At 43.3% G+C, this 22,578-nt stretch carries 21 protein-coding genes and 1 tRNA gene; 15 read left to right on the top strand and 7 right to left on the bottom strand.

The window, feature by feature from the left end:
* Positions 1-9: 9 nt before the first annotated feature.
* From QOL76_RS09675 to QOL76_RS09650, 6 genes are all read left to right on the top strand, one after another.
* Complete coding sequence (locus QOL76_RS09675; RefSeq protein ID WP_283412755.1) at positions 10-780, top strand: SDR family NAD(P)-dependent oxidoreductase; 771 nt, start codon at positions 10-12, stop codon at positions 778-780.
* 21 nt (positions 781-801) lie between these two features.
* Positions 802-2,259, top strand: a complete 1,458-nt coding sequence (gene aldA / locus QOL76_RS09670; RefSeq protein ID WP_283412754.1) for an aldehyde dehydrogenase — start codon at positions 802-804, stop codon at positions 2,257-2,259.
* Positions 2,256-3,350: a mandelate racemase/muconate lactonizing enzyme family protein gene (locus QOL76_RS09665; RefSeq protein WP_283412753.1), complete on the top strand. Its 1,095-nt coding sequence runs from the start codon at positions 2,256-2,258 to the stop codon at positions 3,348-3,350. The genes aldA and QOL76_RS09665 overlap by 4 nt, the downstream gene beginning before the upstream one ends.
* A gap of 9 nt (positions 3,351-3,359) precedes the next feature.
* Positions 3,360-4,403 carry an aldose epimerase family protein gene (locus QOL76_RS09660; protein ID WP_283412752.1) on the top strand — a complete coding sequence of 348 codons (1,044 nt, stop codon included), beginning with the start codon at positions 3,360-3,362 and terminating at the stop codon, positions 4,401-4,403.
* 33 nt (positions 4,404-4,436) lie between these two features.
* A complete protein-coding gene (locus tag QOL76_RS09655) occupies positions 4,437-5,450 on the top strand; it encodes an L-rhamnose/proton symporter RhaT (RefSeq protein WP_283412751.1) in 1,014 nt (337 codons plus the stop codon).
* A 161-nt stretch (positions 5,451-5,611) separates the two neighbouring features.
* Positions 5,612-7,186 (top strand): sulfatase family protein, encoded by a 1,575-nt coding sequence (locus QOL76_RS09650; RefSeq protein ID WP_283412750.1) that lies wholly within the window; start codon positions 5,612-5,614, stop codon positions 7,184-7,186.
* Between the two features lie 38 nt (positions 7,187-7,224).
* On the opposite strand, the gene QOL76_RS09645 is transcribed toward QOL76_RS09650, so the two are convergent.
* Positions 7,225-8,067: an AraC family transcriptional regulator gene (locus QOL76_RS09645; RefSeq protein ID WP_283412749.1), complete on the bottom strand. Its 843-nt coding sequence runs from the start codon at positions 8,065-8,067 to the stop codon at positions 7,225-7,227.
* Between the two features lie 172 nt (positions 8,068-8,239).
* Between QOL76_RS09645 and QOL76_RS09640 the strand changes: the two genes are divergently transcribed.
* The 7 genes from QOL76_RS09640 to QOL76_RS09610 all read left to right on the top strand — a co-directional run bounded on the left by QOL76_RS09640 (position 8,240) and on the right by QOL76_RS09610 (position 15,346).
* On the top strand, positions 8,240-9,403 hold the full coding sequence (locus tag QOL76_RS09640; protein ID WP_283412748.1) for a cytochrome P450: 1,164 nt from the start codon (positions 8,240-8,242) through the stop codon (positions 9,401-9,403).
* Between the two features lie 73 nt (positions 9,404-9,476).
* Positions 9,477-9,716: a 2Fe-2S iron-sulfur cluster-binding protein gene (locus QOL76_RS09635; RefSeq protein ID WP_346771405.1), complete on the top strand. Its 240-nt coding sequence runs from the start codon at positions 9,477-9,479 to the stop codon at positions 9,714-9,716.
* The gene (locus QOL76_RS09630; protein WP_283412746.1) at positions 9,713-10,969 is read left to right on the top strand and encodes an NAD(P)/FAD-dependent oxidoreductase; all 1,257 of its coding nucleotides are present in this window, start codon (positions 9,713-9,715) and stop codon (positions 10,967-10,969) included. Before QOL76_RS09635 ends, QOL76_RS09630 begins: the two co-directional genes overlap by 4 nt.
* 33 nt (positions 10,970-11,002) lie before the next feature.
* The gene (locus tag QOL76_RS09625; protein ID WP_283412745.1) at positions 11,003-12,121 is read left to right on the top strand and encodes a Zn-dependent alcohol dehydrogenase; all 1,119 of its coding nucleotides are present in this window, start codon (positions 11,003-11,005) and stop codon (positions 12,119-12,121) included.
* Between the two features lie 9 nt (positions 12,122-12,130).
* The gene (locus QOL76_RS09620; RefSeq protein WP_283412744.1) at positions 12,131-12,934 is read left to right on the top strand and encodes an alpha/beta hydrolase; all 804 of its coding nucleotides are present in this window, start codon (positions 12,131-12,133) and stop codon (positions 12,932-12,934) included.
* Positions 12,935-12,950: 16 nt separating this feature from the next.
* Positions 12,951-13,994 carry a family 16 glycosylhydrolase gene (locus QOL76_RS09615; protein WP_283412743.1) on the top strand — a complete coding sequence of 348 codons (1,044 nt, stop codon included), beginning with the start codon at positions 12,951-12,953 and terminating at the stop codon, positions 13,992-13,994.
* 86 nt (positions 13,995-14,080) lie between these two features.
* Positions 14,081-15,346: a glycoside hydrolase family 117 protein gene (locus QOL76_RS09610; RefSeq protein ID WP_283412742.1), complete on the top strand. Its 1,266-nt coding sequence runs from the start codon at positions 14,081-14,083 to the stop codon at positions 15,344-15,346.
* A gap of 46 nt (positions 15,347-15,392) precedes the next feature.
* On the opposite strand, the gene QOL76_RS09605 is transcribed toward QOL76_RS09610, so the two are convergent.
* From QOL76_RS09605 to QOL76_RS09590, 4 genes are all read right to left on the bottom strand, one after another.
* Positions 15,393-16,097 carry a siderophore-interacting protein gene (locus tag QOL76_RS09605; protein ID WP_283412741.1) on the bottom strand — a complete coding sequence of 235 codons (705 nt, stop codon included), beginning with the start codon at positions 16,095-16,097 and terminating at the stop codon, positions 15,393-15,395.
* Positions 16,098-16,144: 47 nt separating this feature from the next.
* Positions 16,145-16,999, bottom strand: a complete 855-nt coding sequence (locus tag QOL76_RS09600; RefSeq protein WP_283412740.1) for an SDR family oxidoreductase — start codon at positions 16,997-16,999, stop codon at positions 16,145-16,147.
* Between the two features lie 143 nt (positions 17,000-17,142).
* Positions 17,143-18,009 carry a helix-turn-helix domain-containing protein gene (locus QOL76_RS09595; RefSeq protein WP_283412739.1) on the bottom strand — a complete coding sequence of 289 codons (867 nt, stop codon included), beginning with the start codon at positions 18,007-18,009 and terminating at the stop codon, positions 17,143-17,145.
* A gap of 342 nt (positions 18,010-18,351) precedes the next feature.
* Positions 18,352-18,443 (bottom strand) — tRNA-Ser (locus tag QOL76_RS09590).
* A gap of 302 nt (positions 18,444-18,745) precedes the next feature.
* On the opposite strand from QOL76_RS09590, the gene QOL76_RS09585 reads away from it, so the two are divergent.
* A complete protein-coding gene (locus QOL76_RS09585) occupies positions 18,746-19,000 on the top strand; it encodes a hypothetical protein (RefSeq protein ID WP_283412738.1) in 255 nt (84 codons plus the stop codon).
* A 43-nt stretch (positions 19,001-19,043) separates the two neighbouring features.
* On the opposite strand, the gene QOL76_RS09580 is transcribed toward QOL76_RS09585, so the two are convergent.
* Positions 19,044-20,255, bottom strand: a complete 1,212-nt coding sequence (locus QOL76_RS09580; protein WP_283412737.1) for an S-adenosylmethionine:tRNA ribosyltransferase-isomerase — start codon at positions 20,253-20,255, stop codon at positions 19,044-19,046.
* Between the two features lie 70 nt (positions 20,256-20,325).
* Here QOL76_RS09580 and QOL76_RS09575 point away from each other — a divergent pair, with 70 nt between their 5' ends.
* Positions 20,326-21,408 carry an o-succinylbenzoate synthase gene (locus QOL76_RS09575; RefSeq protein WP_283412736.1) on the top strand — a complete coding sequence of 361 codons (1,083 nt, stop codon included), beginning with the start codon at positions 20,326-20,328 and terminating at the stop codon, positions 21,406-21,408.
* On the opposite strand, the gene QOL76_RS09570 is transcribed toward QOL76_RS09575, so the two are convergent.
* Positions 21,405-22,544 (bottom strand): lactonase family protein, encoded by a 1,140-nt coding sequence (locus QOL76_RS09570; RefSeq protein ID WP_283412735.1) that lies wholly within the window; start codon positions 22,542-22,544, stop codon positions 21,405-21,407. The two genes, QOL76_RS09575 and QOL76_RS09570, sit on opposite strands and share 4 nt — an antisense overlap.
* Positions 22,545-22,578 lie beyond the last annotated feature (34 nt).

Genomic DNA, 22,578 nt, shown 5'->3' with positions numbered 1-22,578 from the left:
AAAGCATACATGGCAGTATTAGACACATTTAGATTAGATGGCAAAACAGCCTTAGTCACAGGTTGCAAGCGAGGAATAGGTAAAGCAATGGCGATAGGTCTGGCAGAAGCCGGGGCAAATATCATAGGCGTGAGTGCCACCTTGGAAGAAAATGGATCTGCGGTTGAGCAGGCTGTGCTAGCTACTGGACGGGAATTCAAAGGCTACGCTTGCGACTTCAGCGACAGAAAAGCAGTCTATGAATTCATCGCAAAAGTGAAGGCGGATTTTCCGGTGATTGACATCTTGATCAATAACGCAGGGACGATTTTGCGTACGCCTGCAGCTGAGCATCCTGACGAGATGTGGGATAAGGTGATCGAGGTCAACCAAAATTCCCAATTCATTCTCACCAGAGAATTTGGGAAAGAGATGATCGCTAGAGGATCAGGAAAGATTGTGTTTACAGCTTCTCTATTGACCTTCCAAGGCGGAATTACCGTGCCCGGTTATGCCGCTTCCAAAGGAGCTATCGGTCAGATGACTATGGCTTTTGCCAATGAATGGGCTGGAAAAGGGGTGAATGTCAATGCTATTGCACCAGGATATATCGATACTGATAATACCGAAGCATTAAGAAATGACCCCGAAAGATCGGCTTCGATTCTTTCCAGAATTCCCGCCGGACGCTGGGGCAAGCCTGTAGATTTCGCTGGACCCACTGTTTTCCTTTGTTCAGATGCCGCCGCTTACATGCACGGCACGACCATGCTAGTCGATGGTGGCTGGATGGGTAGATAACTCACCTTTAATGAGATCAATATGTCAGATATAAAAGAATACAAATTATTCATCGATGGAGAATGGGTCAGATCCGAATCTGGCGAGACCATAGATATCATCAACCCGAGCACGGAAGAAGTGGTGGCCAAAGTTCAAAATGGGACAGTGGCTGAGGCAATAAAAGCATTGGAAGCGGCACAAGCTGCGCAAAAATCCTGGGGCAAGATGCCTCCAAGAAAACGCGCAGAGTTGCTTTATAAATTAGCAGCAGAGATCAAAGCAAACGCTGATTACTTGGCTGAATTGCTGGTAAAAGAGCAGGGGAAACTGCTTAAGGTAGCCAAAGGGGAAGTAGCTGTGACGGCCTCTTTTATAGAATATGCCTGCGAAGGAGCGAGAAGAATCGAAGGAGATATTATTCCTTCGGATAATCCCGGGGAGCAGATTTGGATTCAGAAAATCCCCCGTGGAGTAGTAGTGGCGATCACAGCCTGGAATTTTCCTTTGGCACTAGCAGCAAGGAAACTCGGCCCTGCATTGGTAGCTGGAAATACCATCGTGATGAAGCCAACCTCGGAGACTCCGTTGGCAACTTTGGAACTGGGAAATCTTGCCAATAAAGTAGGCATCCCAAAAGGTGTAATCAACATCCTTACCGGTCCAGGTCGGGCAATGGGGACCGCTTTGGTGGAGCATCCGATCACCAAGATGGTAACTATGACTGGCTCTACTCCTGTAGGTCAGGATATTGCGAGAAATGCAGCCAAGAACCTGACTCATGTCCAGCTGGAGTTGGGAGGGAAAGCGCCCTTTATCGTTTTTGCCGATGCAGACATCGATGCTGCCGTGGATTCGGCGCTACATTCTCGATTTGACAACTGTGGGCAAGTATGCACTTGTAATGAGCGCATGTATGTGCAGGAAGATGTTTACGAGGTTTTCATGGAAAAATTCCTTGCCAAGACTAAAGCACTGAAGGTGGGCGATCCGATGTTGGACGATACAGACATGGGTCCAAAGGTCAATAAATCTGAGTTGGCCCACATGGAAAAGCTGGTAGAAATCAGTATCGCTGAAGGAGCCACTGTAGCGACCGGAGGTAAACGTCCAGCTGGAGCTGAATTTGAAAAGGGCTATTGGTTTGAGCCAACTGTACTGACCAATGTGACTCAGGAGATGACCATCATGCATGAAGAGTCTTTCGGTCCCATACTTCCTGTGATGAAGTTCAAGTCTTTTGACGAGGTAATCGGCTATGCCAATGACTGTGAATATGGCTTGGCGGCGATGGTTTTTACTAACGACATGAACCTGATCATGCGTTGCAACGAGGAACTGGAATATGGAGAAATTTATGTCAACAGAGGTCACGGAGAGCAACATCAAGGCTTTCACAATGGATACAAACTTTCCGGAAGTGGTGGTGAAGATGGCAAGTATGGCTTCGAGCAGTACCTGGAGAAAAAGACTTTCTACGTCAACTATAACAGATCATGAGCAATTTGATAAAAGAAGTAAACTGTAAGCTTTTCAAGGTTCCTTTACCGGAAGTTTTAAATGATGCCAAGCATGGCGATCATACCCATTTTGAATTGGTGACTACGACCATTACCCTGGAAGATGGGAGTGAGGGAACCGGATATACTTATACCGGAGGCAAAGGAGGTCATGCCATTAAGGCGATGGTAGAATATGACTTTGCTGGAGTTCTGGTGGGAAAAGACGCGAGTGATATTGACGGAATCTACGATTTCATGGAATGGCACATTCACTATGTCGGACGTGGAGGAATTGCCTCTTTTGCTATTTCTACCATTGACATTGCACTTTGGGACATTAAGTGCAAGAAAGCAAATCAGCCATTATGGAAGATGGCAGGTGGGGCAGATAACACCTGCAAAGCTTACTGTGGAGGGATTGATCTGCAGTTTCCGCTGGAAAAGCTTTTGCATAATATAGAAAGCTATCTAGCCCGGGGATTCAATGCCGTGAAAATCAAAATCGGACGTCCAAACTTGCAGGAAGATCTAAACCGTATTTGTGCGGTGAGGAAGTTCATTGGCCCTGATGTCACTTTCATGGTAGATGCCAATTACTCCATGGATGTGGAGAAGGCTATCAAGGCTATTGAAGGGTTCAGAGAGTACGACATTACTTGGTTTGAAGAACCTATTATTCCTGATGATTACCTAGGCTATGGAGAGATTGTAGATAGGACTGGTTTTCCGCTGGCGATGGGTGAAAACCTCCATACCATCCATGAGTATGAGTACGCGATGGAGCAGGCAAAGCTTTCTTTTATACAGCCTGACGCCTCGAATTGTGGAGGAATCACTGGTTGGCTCAAAGCGGCTCGGTTAGCTGCAAAATATGGCGTACCCGCTTGTTCACATGGCATGCAGGAATTGCACGTAAGCTTAGTCTCCTCGCAGCCCAATGCGGGTTGGTTGGAGGTGCATAGTTTTCCAATAGATGAATATACCACCAGGCCACTTGTTGTCGAAAATTTCAGGGCAGTGGCTCCTGACACTCCCGGTGTAGGAGTTGTGTTTGACTGGGAAAAACTCAGCCCTTATTTACATGCTTAACTGAAGTTTATGAAACCGACAGAAACTGACTTTGGTCGGATAGGAGATGCGACCATCACGCTATTTACCCTGAGCAATTCAAATGGAATGCAGGTGAAAATAATGAATTATGGAGCTACAATCACATCGGTTCAGGTGCCTGATCGAGATGGCAATCTGACCGAGGTTGCTTGTGGATTTGATTCCTTGGAGGGCTATTTTTCAGAGAATTATAAGGCTAATTCCCCGTATTTCGGCGCAACTATAGGTCGCTATTGCTCTCACATCAAGGATGCTAAATTCAGTTTGAATGGCAAAGATTATCAGCTCGCAGGTAATGGTGGAGGGAATAACCTTCATGGAGGTACGGTCGGATTCGATAAGAAAATATGGTCCGCCAAAGTAGTGGAGGATTCACCCGATTCATCTCTGGAGATGAACTTACTGAGTGAGGATATGGAGGAAGGTTTCCCTGGCAATGTAGCGGTCAAAGTTCTTTTTTCCTTGAATGAATCCAATGAATTCAGTATACGCTACCAAGCCAAGACAGATGCACCTACGCCATTGGCCGTCACCAATCATACTTACTTCAATCTAAGTGGTTTCAAGAATAACATTCTTGGGCACAGTGCTCAGATCTCAGCAAGTCGCCGCTTGGCTATGGATGCTACAGGAGCGGTGACAGGTTATGTGATTGATTTGGAAAAGCAACCCGATAATTTAAGTCAAGCCAAGATAATAGCCGAGGTGCATCAGGAAATGAATGATGGTTTTGAGCATTACTATGTATTTGATAAGCCTGTTTTCAAATTTGAGAAAGTAGCTGAAATCACCTGTGCCGAAACAGGTATCTCTTTGGATATCACTACCGATGAGCCGGGGATGCTTTTCTATACGGGAAAATATACCTGCGATTCCCTGCGCCGGGAAAGCGGACATGCATTCGGTAAATTCCGTGGATTTTGCTGTGAGACTCATCGATTTCCCAATGGTCCAAACCTCCCCGGCCTTGCGGGCACTATCCTGAACCCTGGCGAAGAGTTCAACTCCATGACCAAGTACAGTTTTCACTAATTCTATTATAACTCAACCCAAAATTCAACCAAAATGACTGAAGGAGTTTTATTGGCAATCACCGCCGGCGTTATGCTTGGTCTGTACGCTTTGCCAGAGAAGTTTACCAATGGATTCACCTATGAAAATACCTGGAGCCTTTTCTTTTTATTGACCATGTTTGTAGTACCTATCGTGGCCTCAGTTCTATTGATAGATGGTTTCGGTCAGATTTTCGGAGAGATGCCCGCAGAACTCTGGCTAAAAATGGGCTTAGCAAGCTTCCTTTGGGGGATCGGCGTGATGATGTGGAGCAAAGCTATCAATCACATCGGGCTTTCATTGGGATTCTCAATCTTTATAGGTACTGTCATTTTTATCGGTTCTCTGATTCCATTTGCCGTGGATGGCTTGCCCGATACAGAGTCTTTGATTCTGATTCTGATCGGTATATTGGTTGTGCTTTTTGGTGTTATTCTCAAAGGAAAAGCTGGTTTGATCCGTGAGAAAGACGAGGCTTTGGCAAACATAAACAACCTGACTGTAGACACCAAAGGCTCTATGGCAACAGGGATACTGATCGCTGTAATTGGGGGTTTGTTAGCGACAGGATTTAGCTATGCGAATGCTGTGGGGAGACCATATTTACACGAAGCAAGCCAAGCGCAGGGAAATGCAGATTGGGTGACAGCAGTTGCGGTTATGTTTCCGATTTTTATAAGTGGTGGTGTCGTGATGGCGGCATACTTTGGTTATCATTTATCCAAAAAGAAAGCATGGTCTGCGTTCAAGACTCCTTCATTTAGCAAGAATTTCATTTTGATTTTAATCATGGCCGTCTTCCATTATGCGGCTTCAGCACTGTTTGCCTTTGCAGCTTTCAAACTGGGAGAATCTGGAAATACGGTAGGTTATGCGATCTACAATACTTCCTGCGTAGTCACTGCGATACTAAGTGGGGTCATCACCAAAGAGTGGATTTCAGCTTCCCCAAAGTCTAAGAAACTGCTTTACGCCGGAGTGGCCTGTATGGTGATAGGAATTGTGGTGATCGCAATGGGGAATTAGAATTTTCTTTTAATCAGTAATTAAATCAAAATCCCTTTGCTGGAAAAGCTGGAAGATGGGTGATCTAAGTGCCCTCAAAGCAGGCGTTTGTCTTAAATCAGTTGCTATAATTCTTTCGCTAGGGAAAAACTTAGATTGTTCATTTAATTAAACATACAGCTATGATTAGACCCTATTTAGCCTTCCTTTTTCTGCTTATCGCCTCCGTTTCGCCGGCGCAAGATAAAAAGCAACCCAACATTATTTACATCATGTCCGATGATCATACCACCCAAGCTGTAGGAGTTTACGGAGGGAGATTGGCGACGTTAAATCCTACACCTAACTTAGATTATTTGGCCGGTCAAGGGATGCGGTTTGATCGGGTTTTTGCTACCAATTCGATCTGCACGCCAAGCAGAGCCACGATCATGACGGGGCAGTATCCCCAAACCAATGGGGTGCTGGATTTGGATGGCGAGCTGGCTCCAGCTAATCAATATCTGCCGCAGGAGTTGAGCAAATTGGGCTATTCGACTGCGATCATCGGAAAGTGGCATCTGAAGCAAGAGCCTGCCGCTTTTGACTACTATGAAGTGCTAGACTCTCAAGGAGAGTATTTTGACCCATATCTCATGACCAAAACAAATGGGGCTTGGCCGAATAATAAGATCCAGTACGAAGGTCATTCCTCGGATGTAATTACTGATAGGACTTTAGCATACCTACAGCAAAGAGATAAAACAAAGCCTTTCTTTCTGATGCATCATTACAAAGCGCCTCACGACATGTTCGAATACGCGCCTCGATATGAGGAATATTTGGAGGATGTGGAAATACCAGAACCTGCCAGTTTGTATAGTCAGCCTTACTATGGATCTGATGCCACGGTGGGCAACTTAGGAAAGCTAAAGCCGGTAATCGGTACTTCTGTGTCTGATCGGCATATCTTGCGCAACTACGTGGAGACTTTTGTAAACGATACCGTTCGAGGATTAGAAGGCACTCATCTTGCCTATCAAGAATATCTAAAAAAGTACTTGCGCTGCGTCAAAGGTGTGGATGATAATTTGGGACGCCTATTTGATTATTTGAAAGCAGAGGGCTTGTGGGAAAATACCGTGATCATCTACACCGGTGACCAGGGCATGATGCTGGGAGAGCATGACTTGATGGACAAACGTTGGATGCTGGAAGAGTCAATGCGAATGCCCTTTATCGTTCACTATCCTAAGCTTGTGAAGGCAAACTCCAGCAGTAAGCTATTGATCAATAATACCGACTTTGCGCCAACTATGATCAGCTTAGCGGGTGGGGAAGTTCCCTCGTATATGCAGGGGAAATCTTTTGCCAACACGCTGGCGGGCAAGACTGAGACGGATTGGAGGGAAGCGACCTACTACCGCTATTGGATGCACATGATCCATCATTGGGTTCCGGCGCATTTTGGGATCCGAACCGATCGCTACAAACTGATCTTTTACTATGCTAAGCACTACCTGCCGGAGTCGGATTGGAAGAATTTTTATTGGGAAGGTCAGCTCCGGAGTCTGGGGTATGATACTCCAGTAGCCTGGGAACTCTATGACCTGGAAAACGATCCCAATGAATTGCACAATCGGTATAATGATCCGGCTTATAAGGAGATCGTAGCCAAGCTGAAAGCAGATTTACTTGCGGAAAGAAAAGCATTGAATGAGACGGATGCCAAGTATCCTGAGATCCAAAAAGTGATAGATGAGCACTGGGAGGATTGATAGGCTTGTGTGGATGATTTGAAAAAAATCGTCTCTGATCAACGAATAGCAAGATGTTGCTTTCTATACCTCGCCGGAGTGAGTTGATAGGCTTGGTGAAATTTTTTGTGGAAAAAGGGAAGAGATTCAAACCCACAAGAATACGAAATCTGTGCAATGGAATAATCCGAATCCAAAAGCAAACGCGCGGCGATATTCACCCGATATTCATTGAGAAAGGTGAAAAATGACCTGCCCATCATCTTGGTGAAAAACCGGGAAAAGGACTGCTCGGACATATTGATCAGTTCGGAAAGCTCCCGGAGATAAATCTTTCTTCCATAGTTTTCTGCTACGAAATCATGGATTTTGGCCATACGAGAACCATATTCTGAGGGAAGATTGTCGATGAAACTTGCCTCAGAGAGTGATTTAAAGTGACAATCCGCCAATCGCTGTAGAAGAGAAAGCAATTGAGTGTATTGTTCTGGGGCAGTGAGTTCCGGAAGCTTTTTGAAAAGTGGAATTAGCTCAGAGACATCGGCTTTCTCGAAGATGATTCCTTTAGAGGCAGTCTTTAACAGCTGGTGAATAGCTTTCAGTTCATGGATTTCAGGGTAAATACCCACATTCCATTGCACCACATAGGAGATTGCTAAGTCGGTTTCGTGAACGCTATTTCTCCAGCAATGAGGGAGATTCGAGCGAAGCAGCACAAGTTCTCCGGGCTCGTAGGACCCTACATAATCTCCGATGAACTTGGTGCCGACGCTTTGCTCTATGTAGGTGAGTTCATGTTGTGGATGGAAGTGCCAAGGAGTTTCGAAGTTTGGTTTCGTAAAGCAAAAGCTCTGAATTGACCTCAAACTACCGAGAGGAATGGGTTCCAATATTGGTTTCATCGTAACATGGATTTGTTCATGAAAATAATCTATTTGGTCTGAAAATACGTGATTTTTTCCAATAGTAGACAGGATAGATAACTAATCTGTCAAAAACGACTATTTATCTCAATAGAAAAAACCTGATACTTGTAGAGTTGATTACGGATGAAGAAACCCAAAACCTGTACAAATGAAAACAAGCACTTTTCCTGATCCCTTTGAAACAGCCAGAAAAGAAGACGGCGTTCTTGAAATAGACGATCAGAATGACAAGGTCACGATGTTGCTGCGGCACAAAGATGTGCGGAAGACAGCGCATAATTACAAGAGTTTTACTTCTGAGACTCAGCCAGGTCGGATCGTCGTCCCTTCGGAAGTTAGCATTCGGGACACGCGGCAGATACCCTTTGAGGTAGATCCGCCGAAGCATGGAGCATACCGAGCCTTGATCGAACCTTGGTTTAGACGTCCTTTGGATCCAGAAAATCAAGCTAAACTAACCGCTCAGATTGAGTCAATCGTCGCGGATGCGCTTTGTAAGCAGACCGTTGAGATTGTGGAAGACTTTGCTCTGCCACTCCAATCCAAGGCCTTGACGCTTCTGCTCAATACCCCTCTTGAGGAGTCCGAGACTTGGATTTCTTGGGGTACACACGTCTTCCGTAGTGAGGGAGAAGCACTCGATGGAGACAAGGCAAATGTGCTATATGACTACATCGAGGCACAACTCGATCGGACAATTGCGCAGCCCGGTGAGGATTTATATTCGGTTTTGCTCAATTCAGAAGTTGAGGGAAAGAAACTGACCAAAGAGGAAGCCAAGGGTGTGATGGTTTTGACTTTCGCAGGAGGCAGGGACACAGTGATCAATGCGGTGACCAATGCGATCGCATACTTTGCCGATCACCCCGAGGGGCTGGCGCGCTTGCGCCAAGAACCAGAGCTGATCGGGAATGCGGTGGAGGAAATGATCCGATATTTTTCGCCCCTGACGCAAATGGGAAGAGAAGTCACGGAAGATACACAGGTCTGTGAGCATGCGATCAAAGCGAAAAGCCGGGTTTCACTTTGTTGGGCTTCTGCAAATCGAGACGAAGGGATTTTTGAAAATGCTAACGAAATCGTGCTGGATCGGAAGGTCAATCCACATGTCGGCTTCGGCTTTAGTCACCACAATTGTCTGGGTGCTACTCATGCAAGACAAATCATGCGGATCCTGCTTTCTACACTTTCGCATCAAATAGGAAAAATTGAAATTTTGAGTTCCGAAGACAATATAGAAGACTGGAAGAAGTATAGGCGTAAGGTTGGCTATCATCAACTTACTGTAAAACTCAGTCCACTAAACAAGTAATCCCATGGCAAAAATCACTTTTATTACAAGAGACAAACAATCTATTACACTCGAAGGCAATGCCGGTTCGGCGATGGCGCTGGCAGTAGCAAACGGCGTCACAGGCATCGATGGCGACTGCGGGGGCGTTTGCTCCTGCGCGACCTGTCACGTGTATCTTAGTCCTGAGGGTTTGGAAAGGGCGGGAGCAGCTAGCGAGATAGAAACTGATATGCTCGAATTGGATGACAATGCCAATGAGTTTAGCCGACTTTGTTGTCAGATAGAAATCTCAGATGCCATTGATGGATTGGTTTTAAACGTGGCTAGGTGAGTCCTGAATTGAAAGAGGCCTCATTTTCACGTTGCGTGGTAGTCGGTGCTAGTCATGCGGGCGTGAATTTCGCTTTCGCCCTGCGCAAAGAAGGTTGGCTAGGAGAGATCGTGCTGATTGACTCCGATCTACAGCTTCCCTATCATCGCCCACCACTTTCTAAATCCTATTTGCAAAGCACAGAGGAGAGCGGCTATACCTTGCTGAAAGCGGAAGATAGCTATGCTAAGGAAGGAATCGAGCTGAGGTTGGGCCTGAAAGTGAACTCGATTGATCGCGAGGGGAAGACGATTGTCCTGCAAGAAGAAAGCTCTTTATCCTATGATAAATTAGTCTTAGCGACAGGAGCGAGGCCGATTATTCCGGCTATTGTGGGGATTCAAGAAGCATCCAATGTTTTTCCGCTACGGACGGCCTCAGACGTCAAGAAAATCCGGGAGGTGCTTAGTCGCACACCAAACCCCAAGGTAGTGGTTATCGGTGGTGGATACATTGGCTTAGAGACCGCTGCTTCGCTCAAAAAATTGGGGGCCTCAGTTTCTGTCTTGGAGCGGGAAGCCCGAATCCTTTCCCGGATCACGACCTCTGAAATGTCAGACTTTTTTGCGCAGCTACATGCAGAAAACGGGGTAGAAATCTTCACCAATAAAAACATCACTGCCATCGAGAGCACGGACCATATCGCTGAAGTTATATGCTCAGATGGAGCACGATTTCCCGCAGATTTAATCGTGGTGGGTGTCGGCATTCATGTCAATACTGAGTTGGCTGCAGGTGCGGGTTTGGAAGTATCAAACGGCATTCATGTAGATGCTCATGGCCAAGCCAATGACCCGAATATATATGCGATCGGGGATTGCACCTACCATCACAATATCCATTTCGATCGTTTTGTTCGCTTGGAATGCGTTCAAAATGCCGTCGATCAGGCGAAAATAGCAGCGGCTGCTATCGCTGGCAAGGCAGTCGCATACGACGCTGTTCCTTGGTTTTGGTCAGATCAGTATGATGTCAAATTGCAGATCGTAGGTCTATCGGAAGGCTTCACAGAGCTTGTTTTCCGCAGGGAAGAAGGCGATAGAAGTTTCTCAGTCTGGTATTTCCAAGGGGAAAAGTTGCTTGCAGTGGATGCTGTGAATCATGCCAAAGCCTATGTCTGGGGAACAAAGTTTATAAAAACTAGACAATTACTAGACAAAGCGAAACTCCAAGATTCTAAGCTGGAATTTAAGGCTGCAATCATCTTAGCTTAACAGAGTCATTAGACAATTTTAAATAAACCCATTATGTCAATTTCTTCTAAAAGTGCGGTAGCAATGGGCGACGGCACTTTTATCATCAGCCCAGTGACGATTTCTGATCCTCAGGAAGACGAGGTCTTGGTAAAGATGAAAGCCGCTGGGCTTTGTCATACAGATTATGATTCCCTCACTTGGGGCAAGCCCATCGTGATGGGACATGAAGGTGCGGGTATAGTCGAGAACGTCGGCTCTGCAGTGAAACGTGTGCAGGTAGGAGATCAGGTGATCTTGAATTGGGCTACACCCTGCATGCAATGTTTTCAATGTCAGGAAGGTCATCAGCATATCTGCGAAAACAATTCGCCTGTAGTAGCAGGTGGAAATGGACATACGCCCAGTCATGCCAATCTTGCGAGTACGCAGTGGAATGGAAAAAGCATCGAGCGTTCTTTTAACCTCGGCACACTCAGCGAGTATGCCTTAGTCAAGGAATCAGCAGTGGTCAAGGTCAGTGAGAAAGATCTTAATTTCTCCGCGGCAAGTATTGTGAGTTGCGGGGTGATGACGGGATATGGATCGGTGGTCAATGCTGCCAAGCTTAAGGCTGGAAGTTCTGCAGTGATCTTGGGATGCGGAGGCGTTGGCCTGAATGTGATCAATGCCTGCAAAATTTCCGGGGCCTCCCGGATCATCGCGATAGACGTGAATCCTAACAAGCTAGAGTTCGCGAGGGAATTTGGAGCGACAGATTTGATCCTGGCAGAAAAGGATGATAGTGGACTATTGACAGCTGCGGAACAAGTAAAAGAGCTTTTGGGTGGAAGAGGGGCGGATTATGCTTTTGAATGCACTGCTATTCCGGCTTTGGGTGCTGCGCCATTGGCCATGGTGAGGAATGCCGGAACGGCCGTCCAAGTCAGTGGCATAGAAGAGGAAATCAGTATTGATATGAGACTTTTTGAATGGGACAAGATCTACATCAATCCACTTTACGGCAAATGCCGGCCTCAACTAGATTTTCCAAAAATCATCCAGCTCTATAAAAAAGGAGAGCTAAAGCTGGATCAGATGATCACTCGAGAATACGACTTGGAAGACTTACAGCAGGCATTTGATGATATGCTTACTGGAAAGAATGCCAAAGGAGTTATTGTTTTCCCCTAAATCAAAACGATGAGCAGTTTCAGAACAATTGAATTATCAGACGAGAAATTTGAGCAGGATGGATTACGCTTTCTCACCGTGAAAACTCCAAACCTGAAAGGGCGAGGGGATATATGTCTTTTTGTACCGGATGTACTCGAAGGCATGACTGATTTGCCGATCTACATCTTGCTGCATGGGGTGTATGGTAGTGCGTGGGTTTGGGCTATGAAAGGCGGGGCGCATCATACTTCCAAGCGAATGATGGAGTCCGGAGAGATCCGACCTGCAATTATCGCGATGCCATCGGATGGACTTTGGGGAGATGGTTCTGGGTACCTGAGGCATAGGATAAAGGACTTTGCGCAGTGGATCGTCTCCGATGTACCCAGGGCTGTCTATGAAAATATCTCTCAGGCCAGCGAAAACTCACCCTTATGCATCACAGGACTGTCGATGGGAGGATATGGTGCCTTGCGATTGGGCGCTGAGTTTCCTGATCAATTCAAAGCTATCTCTGCACACAGTGCGATTACCAAATTTTCTGAAATGGGAGATTTTGTGGAGGAGCCGCTAGACTCATTCGACTTGATGAGTCAGGAGATGGATGTGATAGCTAGTGTAAGAAAGAATGCAGCTAAGCTTCCTCCTATGAGGTTTGACTGTGGCAAATCGGATGAACTCATTGAAGGGAATCGATTGCTTCACACGCAGCTGCTTGAATTGGGAGTGACGCATGAATACGAGGAGTTAGAAGGAGGACACGAGTGGACGTATTGGCAGAGTCACTTGGAGCGTTCACTTCGATTTTTTGATCAAACTAGTTTTAAATAAACCAACGATAAATAAAATGAAATTCACCTTGAATAACGCTTTTTCCTTGATCTCAGCCGGGATTTTGGGGTCTATGATCGCATTGATCAGTTGCTCAAATGGAGGGATAGATGATGATATTCTCGACCCTATACAAAAACCGGATAGCATTCCCGTAGTAGAAACTAATTGGAAGACTATACCTGTACCAGCCAATCCAGGAGAAAATATGAAATGGGAATTCCAGGAATTTTCAGATGATTTTGAATACTTGGCACCAGCAGCAAACAAAGGCGTTCAATTCTCTGACAAATGGGATGATTTTTACCATAATTCCTGGGCAGGCCCAGGGCTTACTGAATGGAAACGAGATCACGTACAGGTGAAGGATGGGCAATTGCAGCTGCGTTCTTCCAGAAAAGAAGGCACTGCCCTGATAAATCAAGGATGTGTTACAGGCAAAACCCGCGTGCAGTATCCGGTGTATGTGGAGGCTTATGCCAAGGTGATGAACTCCACTTTGGCCTCCGATGTATGGTTGTTAAGTCCTGATGACACACAGGAAATAGATATTGTGGAGGCCTATGGAGGGCAGTTCTCAGAGAGTGCGGGGGCTGCGCATACTTGGTATGAAAAGCGAATTCATATTAGTCATCACGTTTTCATCCGTAACCCATTTGCTGATTATCAGCCAACCGACGCAGGAAGCTGGTACTATGACGGCAGTACGATTTGGAGGGAAGAATACCATCGATACGGAGTTTACTGGCGAGACCCATGGCATCTGGAGTATTACATTGATGGGAAGTTGGTGAGGACAGTTTCAGGGAAGGACATGATTGACCCTAATTTTTATACGAATAGTGAAGATCCAGGCAATACTGCAAAGGATACCCGAACTGGCTTAAGTAAGGAAATGGACATCATCATCAATACCGAAGATCAGACCTGGAGATCTACGCCGGCTTCGGGCAAAAAATCAGATACCTACACTCCTACAGATAGCGAATTGGCAAAGACCGAAGACCACACGTTTAAAGTGGATTGGATTCGTATTTTCAAACCAGTGTTGAAAAATTGAGAGTTTGCTTTACCCTTACTAACTGGCGTGAGCCGAGATTATAAATACATTTAACAGCATTCCTAATACCCTCTAAAATAACTAAAATGAAATTCCGAAGAATCATTTTTCTCTTTGTGGTTGTCATGACTACAACTTTAACAGGTTTTGCCCAAGAAGAAACTGCCACTAGAGCTTTTCCTTTTCTTTTACCTAAAGAAAAACCCGAATTCCCTTTGAGTAAGGCAATGGAAAGGAATTACGATGCATATCCAGCAGCACGGCCTGAGGAGAACGAGCTTTATACTCAATTCAAGTATACTGAACTGAAGGGCTTTGACTACAATGGACATGATGGCACCATCTCTAGACGCGACCCTTCCAAAGTGATTTTTGTTAACGGCAAATATTACGTCTGGTATACTTATAGAAACACTCCTGTATCTCCCCAAGGTCCAGAAAAATCAAACGATACCATTCCTTCATCAGATTGGGATCTTTCAGAGATTTGGTATGCTACAAGTAAGGATGGCATTCAATGGGAAGAGCAAGGAGTGGCGGTTCCAAGGCCACCAAAGCCACAGATAGGCTGGAGGTCTGTAACTACTACTGATATTTTGCTATGGGAAGGGAAGTATTATTTATACTATCAGGGGTTTATGGAAGCTAGTGGCAAAAGAGGAGATGATTGTCCGGTGGCAGTTTCATATGCAGATTCTCCAGATGGACCCTGGACAGCTTATAATGAAATAGTCATTCCCAATGGAGATGAAGGGGACTGGGATCAATATTCTATTCATGATCCTCAACCCATTGTCCACAACGGCAAGATCTATTTGTATTACAAATCTGATTTTGATGGAGATCCAAATTTAGTTCGGATGCAAGGATTAGCTATTGCTGAGCATCCATTGGGGCCATTTAAGAAACATCCCTTGAATCCCGTGATTAATTCAGGGCACGAGACTACTTTGTTTCCCTTCAAGGAAGGAATAGCAGCGCTCGTGATCAAAGATGGGAATGAACACTTCACTATTCAATATGCAGAAGATGGAGTTAATTTTGATATTGCCGCTATCACTAACCTTATGCCCACTGCCGCCGGGCCTTATATGCCTGATGCTTTTACTAATACCTCCTATGGAAAAGGAATTACCTGGGGGATCTCACATATCACCAATGCGACAAACTGGGAGCAAAATCACGCTATTTTACTGAGGTTTGATTGTGATCTTAGCTTAGATATTCATGATCCAGAAATGAAAAAACATAATTACTATTATAAACCAGAATTCTATTACCAACATGGATTAAGCAAGAAGCAGATGCAGAGAATACAAGAAGAAAATGAGACCCTTATAAAGGGTAATTAGTTCTTACTATTATCGTCGTTTCCCTTTTGGGTTTAGCTTTCGTTATTTATTCCAAACCTTTTTTGGCGGGATTCCAAAAAGGTTTGGTTTTGATAAATTTGGTTTCCCAGTTCAATTCATTCCTGAAAAACTGGTTAAGTGCTACACAAACTCTGCTATCTCCAGCTATGTAAACGATCTTTTTGCCTGTCATGTCTGCTAACAGTTCTTTTGCCTTATGAATAAGCTCTTGAGAAGGATTATGTGGTAGACTGTAAAAATCAAATGGAGCTTGGCCGTCAATGTCAGAGAACAGATCATCTGTGTCCGAACTGTAAATGATACCTTTCACTTTCTTATTTGGGAGGTTACGATTGATCATATAAAGATGTGACAGGGCACTCAGGTCACCGATCATCAAGTAGCTATCCGCGGAGTCATCGACTAAGAAATTGCCTTTCTTCCATTTGAAATAAATTTCGTCACCAATGGTGCAGTCTTCAGCCCATTTTGATCCTATTCCATTACTATGTGTAGCAACAGCCAAATCAATGATATCTTGTGACGTATCAATATTCCAAACGCTATAACTTCTTACTTTATCTTTTACAGAAGTGCCTTCCTTATCCAGTCCTACTGCTAAGCGGATAAAATGCCCAGGGACGAAATCAGCTTCCGAAATTCCTTTGCTTTCCAGACGGATAAGAAAAGCCGAATCTGAAAGTCTTCTTTTTTCTACAATAGTCGCCTTTTGCAGCACGACCTTTTTCAAAATACTATCAATTATTCCCATAATGTATTATAGCTCAGAAGTCAAATCTATCGGGATTGATTTTTAAAGGAACTTATCATCTCGATGGTGGATAGGTGTGGTCTTCCCGCTACCTTTTCAAAATCCGTCGCGACATCATTTGCTCCTATTCTAATCCCTTCATAAATCCCTGCAATTATTGTCCCCATGAAATCGCCAAGTGCTGCCTTTCTGTCATTCTCGTACGTTTCTACACCGATAGGTACATACTTTAGACTAGTGTTGTATACTTGATTGATTCCCTTTGCTAATTCAGATTGTGTAATTGGGCTGCCTGCAAGATTGAACACCTGTCCTTTAAGATTTTCATTCAAAAGCATTTGAGTATAAGCATAAGCCAATTCACTTCTGCTGGTATAAGCACATTTCCCATCCCCGGCACAATTACTGATTTCACCAGCTTTGATATAGTTATCCAGATATTCTAAATCCGGTTCAATATAGATTCCATTTCTTCCGATTACCCAAGCTAATCCGGATTCTTGTACATCGATTTCTGTTTGACGGTTACTTTTTACTACTGGGCTAAAGGAAGTGTTTTCTTCTGCACCAATTATGCTCGTATAGACAATCTTCTTTACACCGTTTAGTTTCGCAGCATTTATTACATTTCTATGCTGTTGAATCCTTTCACGGGGATCATCCATGCCGGAGATTAATACCAAAGCCTCAACTCCATTAAGGGAATTTTTTAGTGAATCAGGGTCGCTGTAATCACCCTCGCGTATTTCTACTCCTAAGTGTTGGGCTTTTTCTGGATTTCTGGCTAAGCCTATCACATTTTGGCTTCCGATTGCTACCGTGAGCTCCTGTATTATGGAAGTTCCCAGCTTTCCACTGGCTGCTGTTACTGCGATTTTCATAGGTTTTTCTTAATAGGCTTACACTATCGTTAACTGAAAAGCAACTCTCTTTTACATTGAATTTCATACCATACAAAGCTAGAGTAAAACCGGTCCCTAGAGCAAGGTGAATCAGTTACAGAAAATGGTAAATATGAAACCATCTACAGTTTTAGGGTTGATTTAAAGTCTTTTGGGCTCTGGTTAGTATGCTTTTTAAAGAACTTCGTAAAATTAGTTACTTCATCAAAACCTACTTCAAATGCAATTTCTTTCAAACTTTTATCTGTGCTAAGGATTGCTCGTTTTATTTCCAAAAGAACATAATGATCGATAAAAGCTTTGGCTGTAGCTCGAGTGAAATTCTTGACAATAGTGTTCAGATGCTTGGGGGAGACTGAAAGCTTTGCGGCATAATCTTTCACATTTCGAGTAGTTTTGAAACCTTCCTCAACCAAGTTTTTAAACTGAAAGAATAATAAATATTGATTCGTTTTGGTAGTGGAAATTGGATTTTGGGAAACACGCTCTAGCTTAAGTAAAAATAATTCCAGAATCTTGGCTAGAATATTCTGTTGTACATGCCCGTTTTCATAGGCCTGTTCTCCAGTTACTTCCTCAATAAAAGACTCACTAAATGAAATATTCTCCACAAGGGGGTCAGAAAGGTGGTAATTGTAAAGATGGGAAATGGATTCTATGGAAGGTTTTGAAAAGTAAGTCAGAATAAACTCCTCTTTAAAAATGACTAAAAAGCCTGAATAGCTAGCGTTTTCTTGAAAAGCATGTACCTGACCTTTCGCTATTTTTAATACCGAGCCTTTCTTTAAAGCGAAATTTTTCAAATCAACCTGGTGGGTTCCTGTTCCCTCGGTGACTATAAGCAAAGCGAAAAAGTTGATTCGATGTGGCTTTCTGGGATTATGATTTAGTTCTTTTTCGTTCTTAGAATAGACTTCTGATGCTTTAAGCAAATCAAAGCTCAGAGAATTGGCATTGCCTCGGAATGTAATATTGGGTATGTCAAACAAGGAATTAGTGATTCGACGGTTTAAGTGAAATTCTCAAAATTTAATTGATTCTGTACAAACATTAGAAACAATGTGGGGATTATGGATGGCTTGGGAATAAAATCTCAGATGGCTTTACCTTCATGACGTACGAATATTTCGGTTTGAGAGCGTTTTTCGGTGGAAATTCTTTTCGATAAGAACAACTAAAGACCGTTTGTGAGTAATTGCTTTAAGAGCAAGGAAGTTTAAAAAAAGAAGCTTTGCCGATTTACAGATTAAAGCTAAATCAAAACCGATTAGCCACTGATCAAGAAAAACAAAACCCTAACTATCAATATTTCAGATAGTTAGGGTTTGTAGTGGTAGAGAGTGGGGGATTCGAACCCCCGGTACGCTTTGACACGTACGACAGTTTAGCAAACTGCTGGTTTAAGCCACTCACCCAACTCTCTAGATAATTATACTTGGCTTTGTTTTCGATTTACAAATTCATCCGTTCAATGAAATTTTGGAACTTTGGTTGATTTCTCTCCCAGCTCCATCATGTAAAGCGATGCAAATATAAGCCAATTGATCACACTTTAACAAATCATTAATGGATAGGATTTCTAGGATCAGATCTTTTTGTCTAATGATCTGAAAATCAAATAAAATAATTTAGCATCTTGCTAGTCGAAATATGAAAAATACCCTGTATAGGGTATAGATTTAATATATTCCAAAGCTAAATTTGTATATCATTAACATGCCAACTATGATAATCCAAACGACTTCAGCGAATTTTATGATTGAGAAAAGTGAAAAGAAAGATGGATGTGTATCTATTCGTTCAAATTCTCAAGATGAATTAAATCGATTTTTTGGGTCCCTAGAAATTATTGTAACGGAGGACCTGTATTATGCATATGAAGTTCTTTCCTGTAAACAAGAATTCGCAAATGCCATGATTCTAATGGTGAAGGAGATTGATTATTCTGAATTTGCGGAGTTCAGTCTTCAAACAGCTTAGAGCTATTTTTTGATTCAATAATAATTAAGGAGCACGGACATCCTTAAGCTATCCAAAGTAAACTACTGTCCCCATAGCTCAGGAATCTGTAGTCACTAGCCAAAGCTTCTGCATATACTCGCTTCCAATCTTCACCAAGTATCGTGGCGATCAGCAGAATCAATGTTGATCCGGGTTGATGGAAATTGGTAATCAATCCTTTGACTACTTTGAATTCATATCCTGGGAAAATAAAAATCTCTGTAGTCCCCATGATTGTTTGAAGATCATGTTCTTTCATATAATTAAGAATGGCTTCGTAGGATTTTTGAGCAGAAGGCAAACTTTCTCTCACCTCATAAGGAAATAGTTTCTCGATTTTTAATTCCTTTCCTTTCTCCTCAAGCAACTTTACACCGTACCAATAAAGGCTTTCCAAGGTTCGGACAGAAGTAGTTCCTACAGTAACCACATTCCCAAGATGGGAAATAATTTTTTCTATCGTTTCCCGATTGACATGAATCTGTTCACTATGCATCGGATGATCAGTGACTTGGCTGGCTTTAATTGGTTGAAATGTGCCCGCGCTAACATGAAGTGTTACTTGGGTTTCATCGATCCCCTTCATTCGAAGCTTTTCAAAAAGCTCACTGGTAAAATGTAACCCTGCCGTTGGAGCAGCAACAGCTCCTTCTTTGTTAGAGTAAACAGTTTGATACCTCGATTTATCTTCTTCGACTGGCTTTCGGTTCAGATAGGGTGGAAGAGGAACTTCACCACTTGCTTCTACAACATCTACAAATGCCACATCAGGATTGTTCCAATCAAACTCCACTTGTTTGGATTCACGGTTGATTAATTTAGCCTGAAGTGTTATGGTAGTCCCATTAAATTGAAGCTGGCCTTTCAAGATTTCCCCGTCTTTCCATTTTTTTGAGTTTCCAATCATGGTTTCCCAAGTAACTGGATGCTTTGCCAGCATGATCTCAGGGATGACGGTCGTAGGGGAAATAGGCTGAAGTAGAAAGATTTCAATTCTCGCTCCTGTTTCCCGCTGAAAAATCAATCGTGCAGGAATGACTTTGGTGTCATTATAAACAAGGAGTGTTTCTGCAGGAAGTAGCTCAGGGAGATCGCTAAAATTTAAGTGGGAAATCTGCCCATCTTTGAAATGAAGCAGTTTCGAAGAGTCTCTCTTTGCTAAAGGGAATTTTGCGATCTTCTCCTCTGGTAATGTATATTCGTAAGCTTTTAAATCAATTGCTGGGATGTGCATAATAGATGTAATTCTGCTTGCAAATATAACCCAACACAATTCAAGTATCTTCCTTATCCTTTCCAAATCCATGACTGACTCTGCCAAAATTACCTTTGAATACCTGAAAAGAACTCTTGTTTTTAAATTCGATGCAGGAACGTCAAGAGGTGTATTGAAGAAAAAGGACGTGTTTTGGATAAAAGCCTTTTATCCAGATCAGCCAGAGATTGCTGGCTGGGGGGAAGCTGCGCCCCTCGTGAAATTAAGTCTGGATGACCGTCCGGATTTTGAGAATATATTACAGCAAACTCTTGAGCAGATGGCAACTATCGCATGGAGTCAAAATGAAAACGAAGTGCTCAGCCAAGTAGGACAATTAATTCCTGTCTATTTACCCAGCATAAGATTCGGTTTAGAAACAGCAATTCTCGATCTTATCAATGGAGGAAAAAAGAAGATCCTAGGTCAGGATTTTTTTGAAGGAAATAGAACTATTCCAATCAATGGATTGATATGGATGGGAGAAAAAGATTTTATGCTTGAGCAGATCAATGAAAAGTTTGAGCAAGGTTTTGATTGCATCAAAATGAAAATTGGAGCAATAGATTTTCAGCAGGAATTGGAGCTTCTTTCTTACATCAGAAAACGATATTCAAAAGATCAAATCACACTTCGGGTAGATGCAAATGGCGCTTTTTCGCCTGAGGAGGCTCTAGCTAAACTACATGAATTAGCGGAGTTTGATCTGCACAGCATAGAGCAACCTATAGCAGCGGGGAATTGGGAGGCAATGAGAAAGCTTTGCGAAGCTACTCCACTACCAATTGCACTGGATGAGGAATTGATTGGTGTGGAAAATAAAGGTGAATTATTAGACGCAATTCGGCCTCAGCATATTATTTTAAAGCCAACCTTGCTAGGAGGGATCTTAGAAACCAAAGAATGGATAGCGCTTGCTGAAGAGCGTAACATTGGCTGGTGGATGACTTCTGCCTTGGAAAGCAATATTGGTTTAAATGCTATCGCACAACTTGCTGATAGTTTGGGAGCTTCGATTCCACAAGGTCTGGGCACAGGAAAATTGTATCAAAATAACCTGAAATCTCCACTCGAAATCGATCAAGGCCACATTCGCTACAATTCCCAGATTGTTTGGGAGCAACCTTCTTAGTCCCCTAGTCTAAATAGGTATACGGGGCTATGTACACTTACTTTCCAATCCGTTTGTGTCAGCATTCCTGTTTCCTCGTCTCTTTCAAAAACAACAATATCATCACTTGCCTGATGTGCTGCAAGTAGGTATTTGCCATCAGATGTTAGATTGAAGTTTCTAGGCATGATACCTCCTGATGAAATCTGCTGCGTGAATTCGTATTCACCAGAAACTTTCTTACTGATCACTGAGATCGTATTTGCATCGCCTCTATTTGAGACGTAGATGTGTTTTCCGTCTGGAGAAAGTCGAACTTCCGCAGCTCCGACAGCACCTTCAAATCCTTCAGAAAGTAACGATATTCTTTGCTTCTGGCTGATTTTTCCCGAGTCAAAGCGTAAGATTTCCAAGGCAGCGGTCATCTCCTGAACAAGCATGATCTCTTTTCCATCTGCAGAAAAAACTAAGTGTCTCGGCCCGTCTCCTGGAGTTACTTTATAGGCATTGTTCAGCGTCACAGGCTCAGGAGAATTTGCATCAAAATTATAAACATATACCTCATCAGTTCCTAAGTCTGCCACAAGTAAGTATTTGCCATCCGGACTAAACACGGTGCTGTGTACATGTGGCGCGCTTTGTCTACCTTTATTAACACTGCTTCCTTCATGTTGAATGGACTGTAGATGGCTCAAATCACCTTTTTCATCAACTTTATAAACGCTAAAATTTCCGCCGCTGTAGTTGGCGGCAGTCAGGAATTTTTCATTTGGAGAAAGAGCCAAATAACACGGATGATCTCCAAAGCTCGGTAATTCACTTATTTTCGTAAGTGTTGGCTTGTCAGTGCTACGATTCAGGCTAATAATATTTCCGCCTGGAACATTGTCTATTTCCTCTAAAGTAAAGACCTTGTCTCCGGCTGAGTTTGCCACAACAAATGAAGGTCCTTGGATTCCTGGGAAAATCGTTCTGATTTCTAATTTGTTTTCCGAAGGAGTAAAATCGAGTTGATTGAGTCCCTGACTAGCATCGTCAGTATAGGTGCCTACCAGAAAGGAGTACGTCATAGGTGTTTCTATTATTTCAGTTGTTTTTTCCGTATTACAGGAGAAAGAGATGGCGAGTATGACTGCCGCTAAAAGTGATCGTTGCATAACCGAAAGATATTGAATTATATGAAATGATGGT

Source organism: Algoriphagus winogradskyi (genome assembly GCF_900182815.1).
GTDB classification, from domain to species: Bacteria; Bacteroidota; Bacteroidia; order Cytophagales; family Cyclobacteriaceae; genus Algoriphagus; species Algoriphagus winogradskyi.
This window is presented reverse-complemented; position numbering and strand designations above follow the sequence as displayed.

Coding starts and splice junctions, on each gene's coding strand:
- QOL76_RS09675 (WP_283412755.1), top strand. CDS start 10: ATGGCAGTATTAGACACATTTAGATTAGATGGCAAAACAGCCTTAGTC.
- aldA (WP_283412754.1), top strand. CDS start 802: ATGTCAGATATAAAAGAATACAAATTATTCATCGATGGAGAATGGGTC.
- QOL76_RS09665 (WP_283412753.1), top strand. CDS start 2,256: ATGAGCAATTTGATAAAAGAAGTAAACTGTAAGCTTTTCAAGGTTCCT.
- QOL76_RS09660 (WP_283412752.1), top strand. CDS start 3,360: ATGAAACCGACAGAAACTGACTTTGGTCGGATAGGAGATGCGACCATC.
- QOL76_RS09655 (WP_283412751.1), top strand. CDS start 4,437: ATGACTGAAGGAGTTTTATTGGCAATCACCGCCGGCGTTATGCTTGGT.
- QOL76_RS09650 (WP_283412750.1), top strand. CDS start 5,612: ATGATTAGACCCTATTTAGCCTTCCTTTTTCTGCTTATCGCCTCCGTT.
- QOL76_RS09645 (WP_283412749.1), bottom strand. CDS start 8,067: ATGAAACCAATATTGGAACCCATTCCTCTCGGTAGTTTGAGGTCAATT.
- QOL76_RS09640 (WP_283412748.1), top strand. CDS start 8,240: ATGAAAACAAGCACTTTTCCTGATCCCTTTGAAACAGCCAGAAAAGAA.
- QOL76_RS09635 (WP_346771405.1), top strand. CDS start 9,477: ATGGCGCTGGCAGTAGCAAACGGCGTCACAGGCATCGATGGCGACTGC.
- QOL76_RS09625 (WP_283412745.1), top strand. CDS start 11,003: ATGTCAATTTCTTCTAAAAGTGCGGTAGCAATGGGCGACGGCACTTTT.
- QOL76_RS09620 (WP_283412744.1), top strand. CDS start 12,131: ATGAGCAGTTTCAGAACAATTGAATTATCAGACGAGAAATTTGAGCAG.
- QOL76_RS09615 (WP_283412743.1), top strand. CDS start 12,951: ATGAAATTCACCTTGAATAACGCTTTTTCCTTGATCTCAGCCGGGATT.
- QOL76_RS09610 (WP_283412742.1), top strand. CDS start 14,081: ATGAAATTCCGAAGAATCATTTTTCTCTTTGTGGTTGTCATGACTACA.
- QOL76_RS09600 (WP_283412740.1), bottom strand. CDS start 16,999: ATGAAAATCGCAGTAACAGCAGCCAGTGGAAAGCTGGGAACTTCCATA.
- QOL76_RS09585 (WP_283412738.1), top strand. CDS start 18,746: ATGATAATCCAAACGACTTCAGCGAATTTTATGATTGAGAAAAGTGAA.
- QOL76_RS09580 (WP_283412737.1), bottom strand. CDS start 20,255: ATGCACATCCCAGCAATTGATTTAAAAGCTTACGAATATACATTACCA.
- QOL76_RS09575 (WP_283412736.1), top strand. CDS start 20,326: ATGACTGACTCTGCCAAAATTACCTTTGAATACCTGAAAAGAACTCTT.
- QOL76_RS09570 (WP_283412735.1), bottom strand. CDS start 22,544: ATGCAACGATCACTTTTAGCGGCAGTCATACTCGCCATCTCTTTCTCC.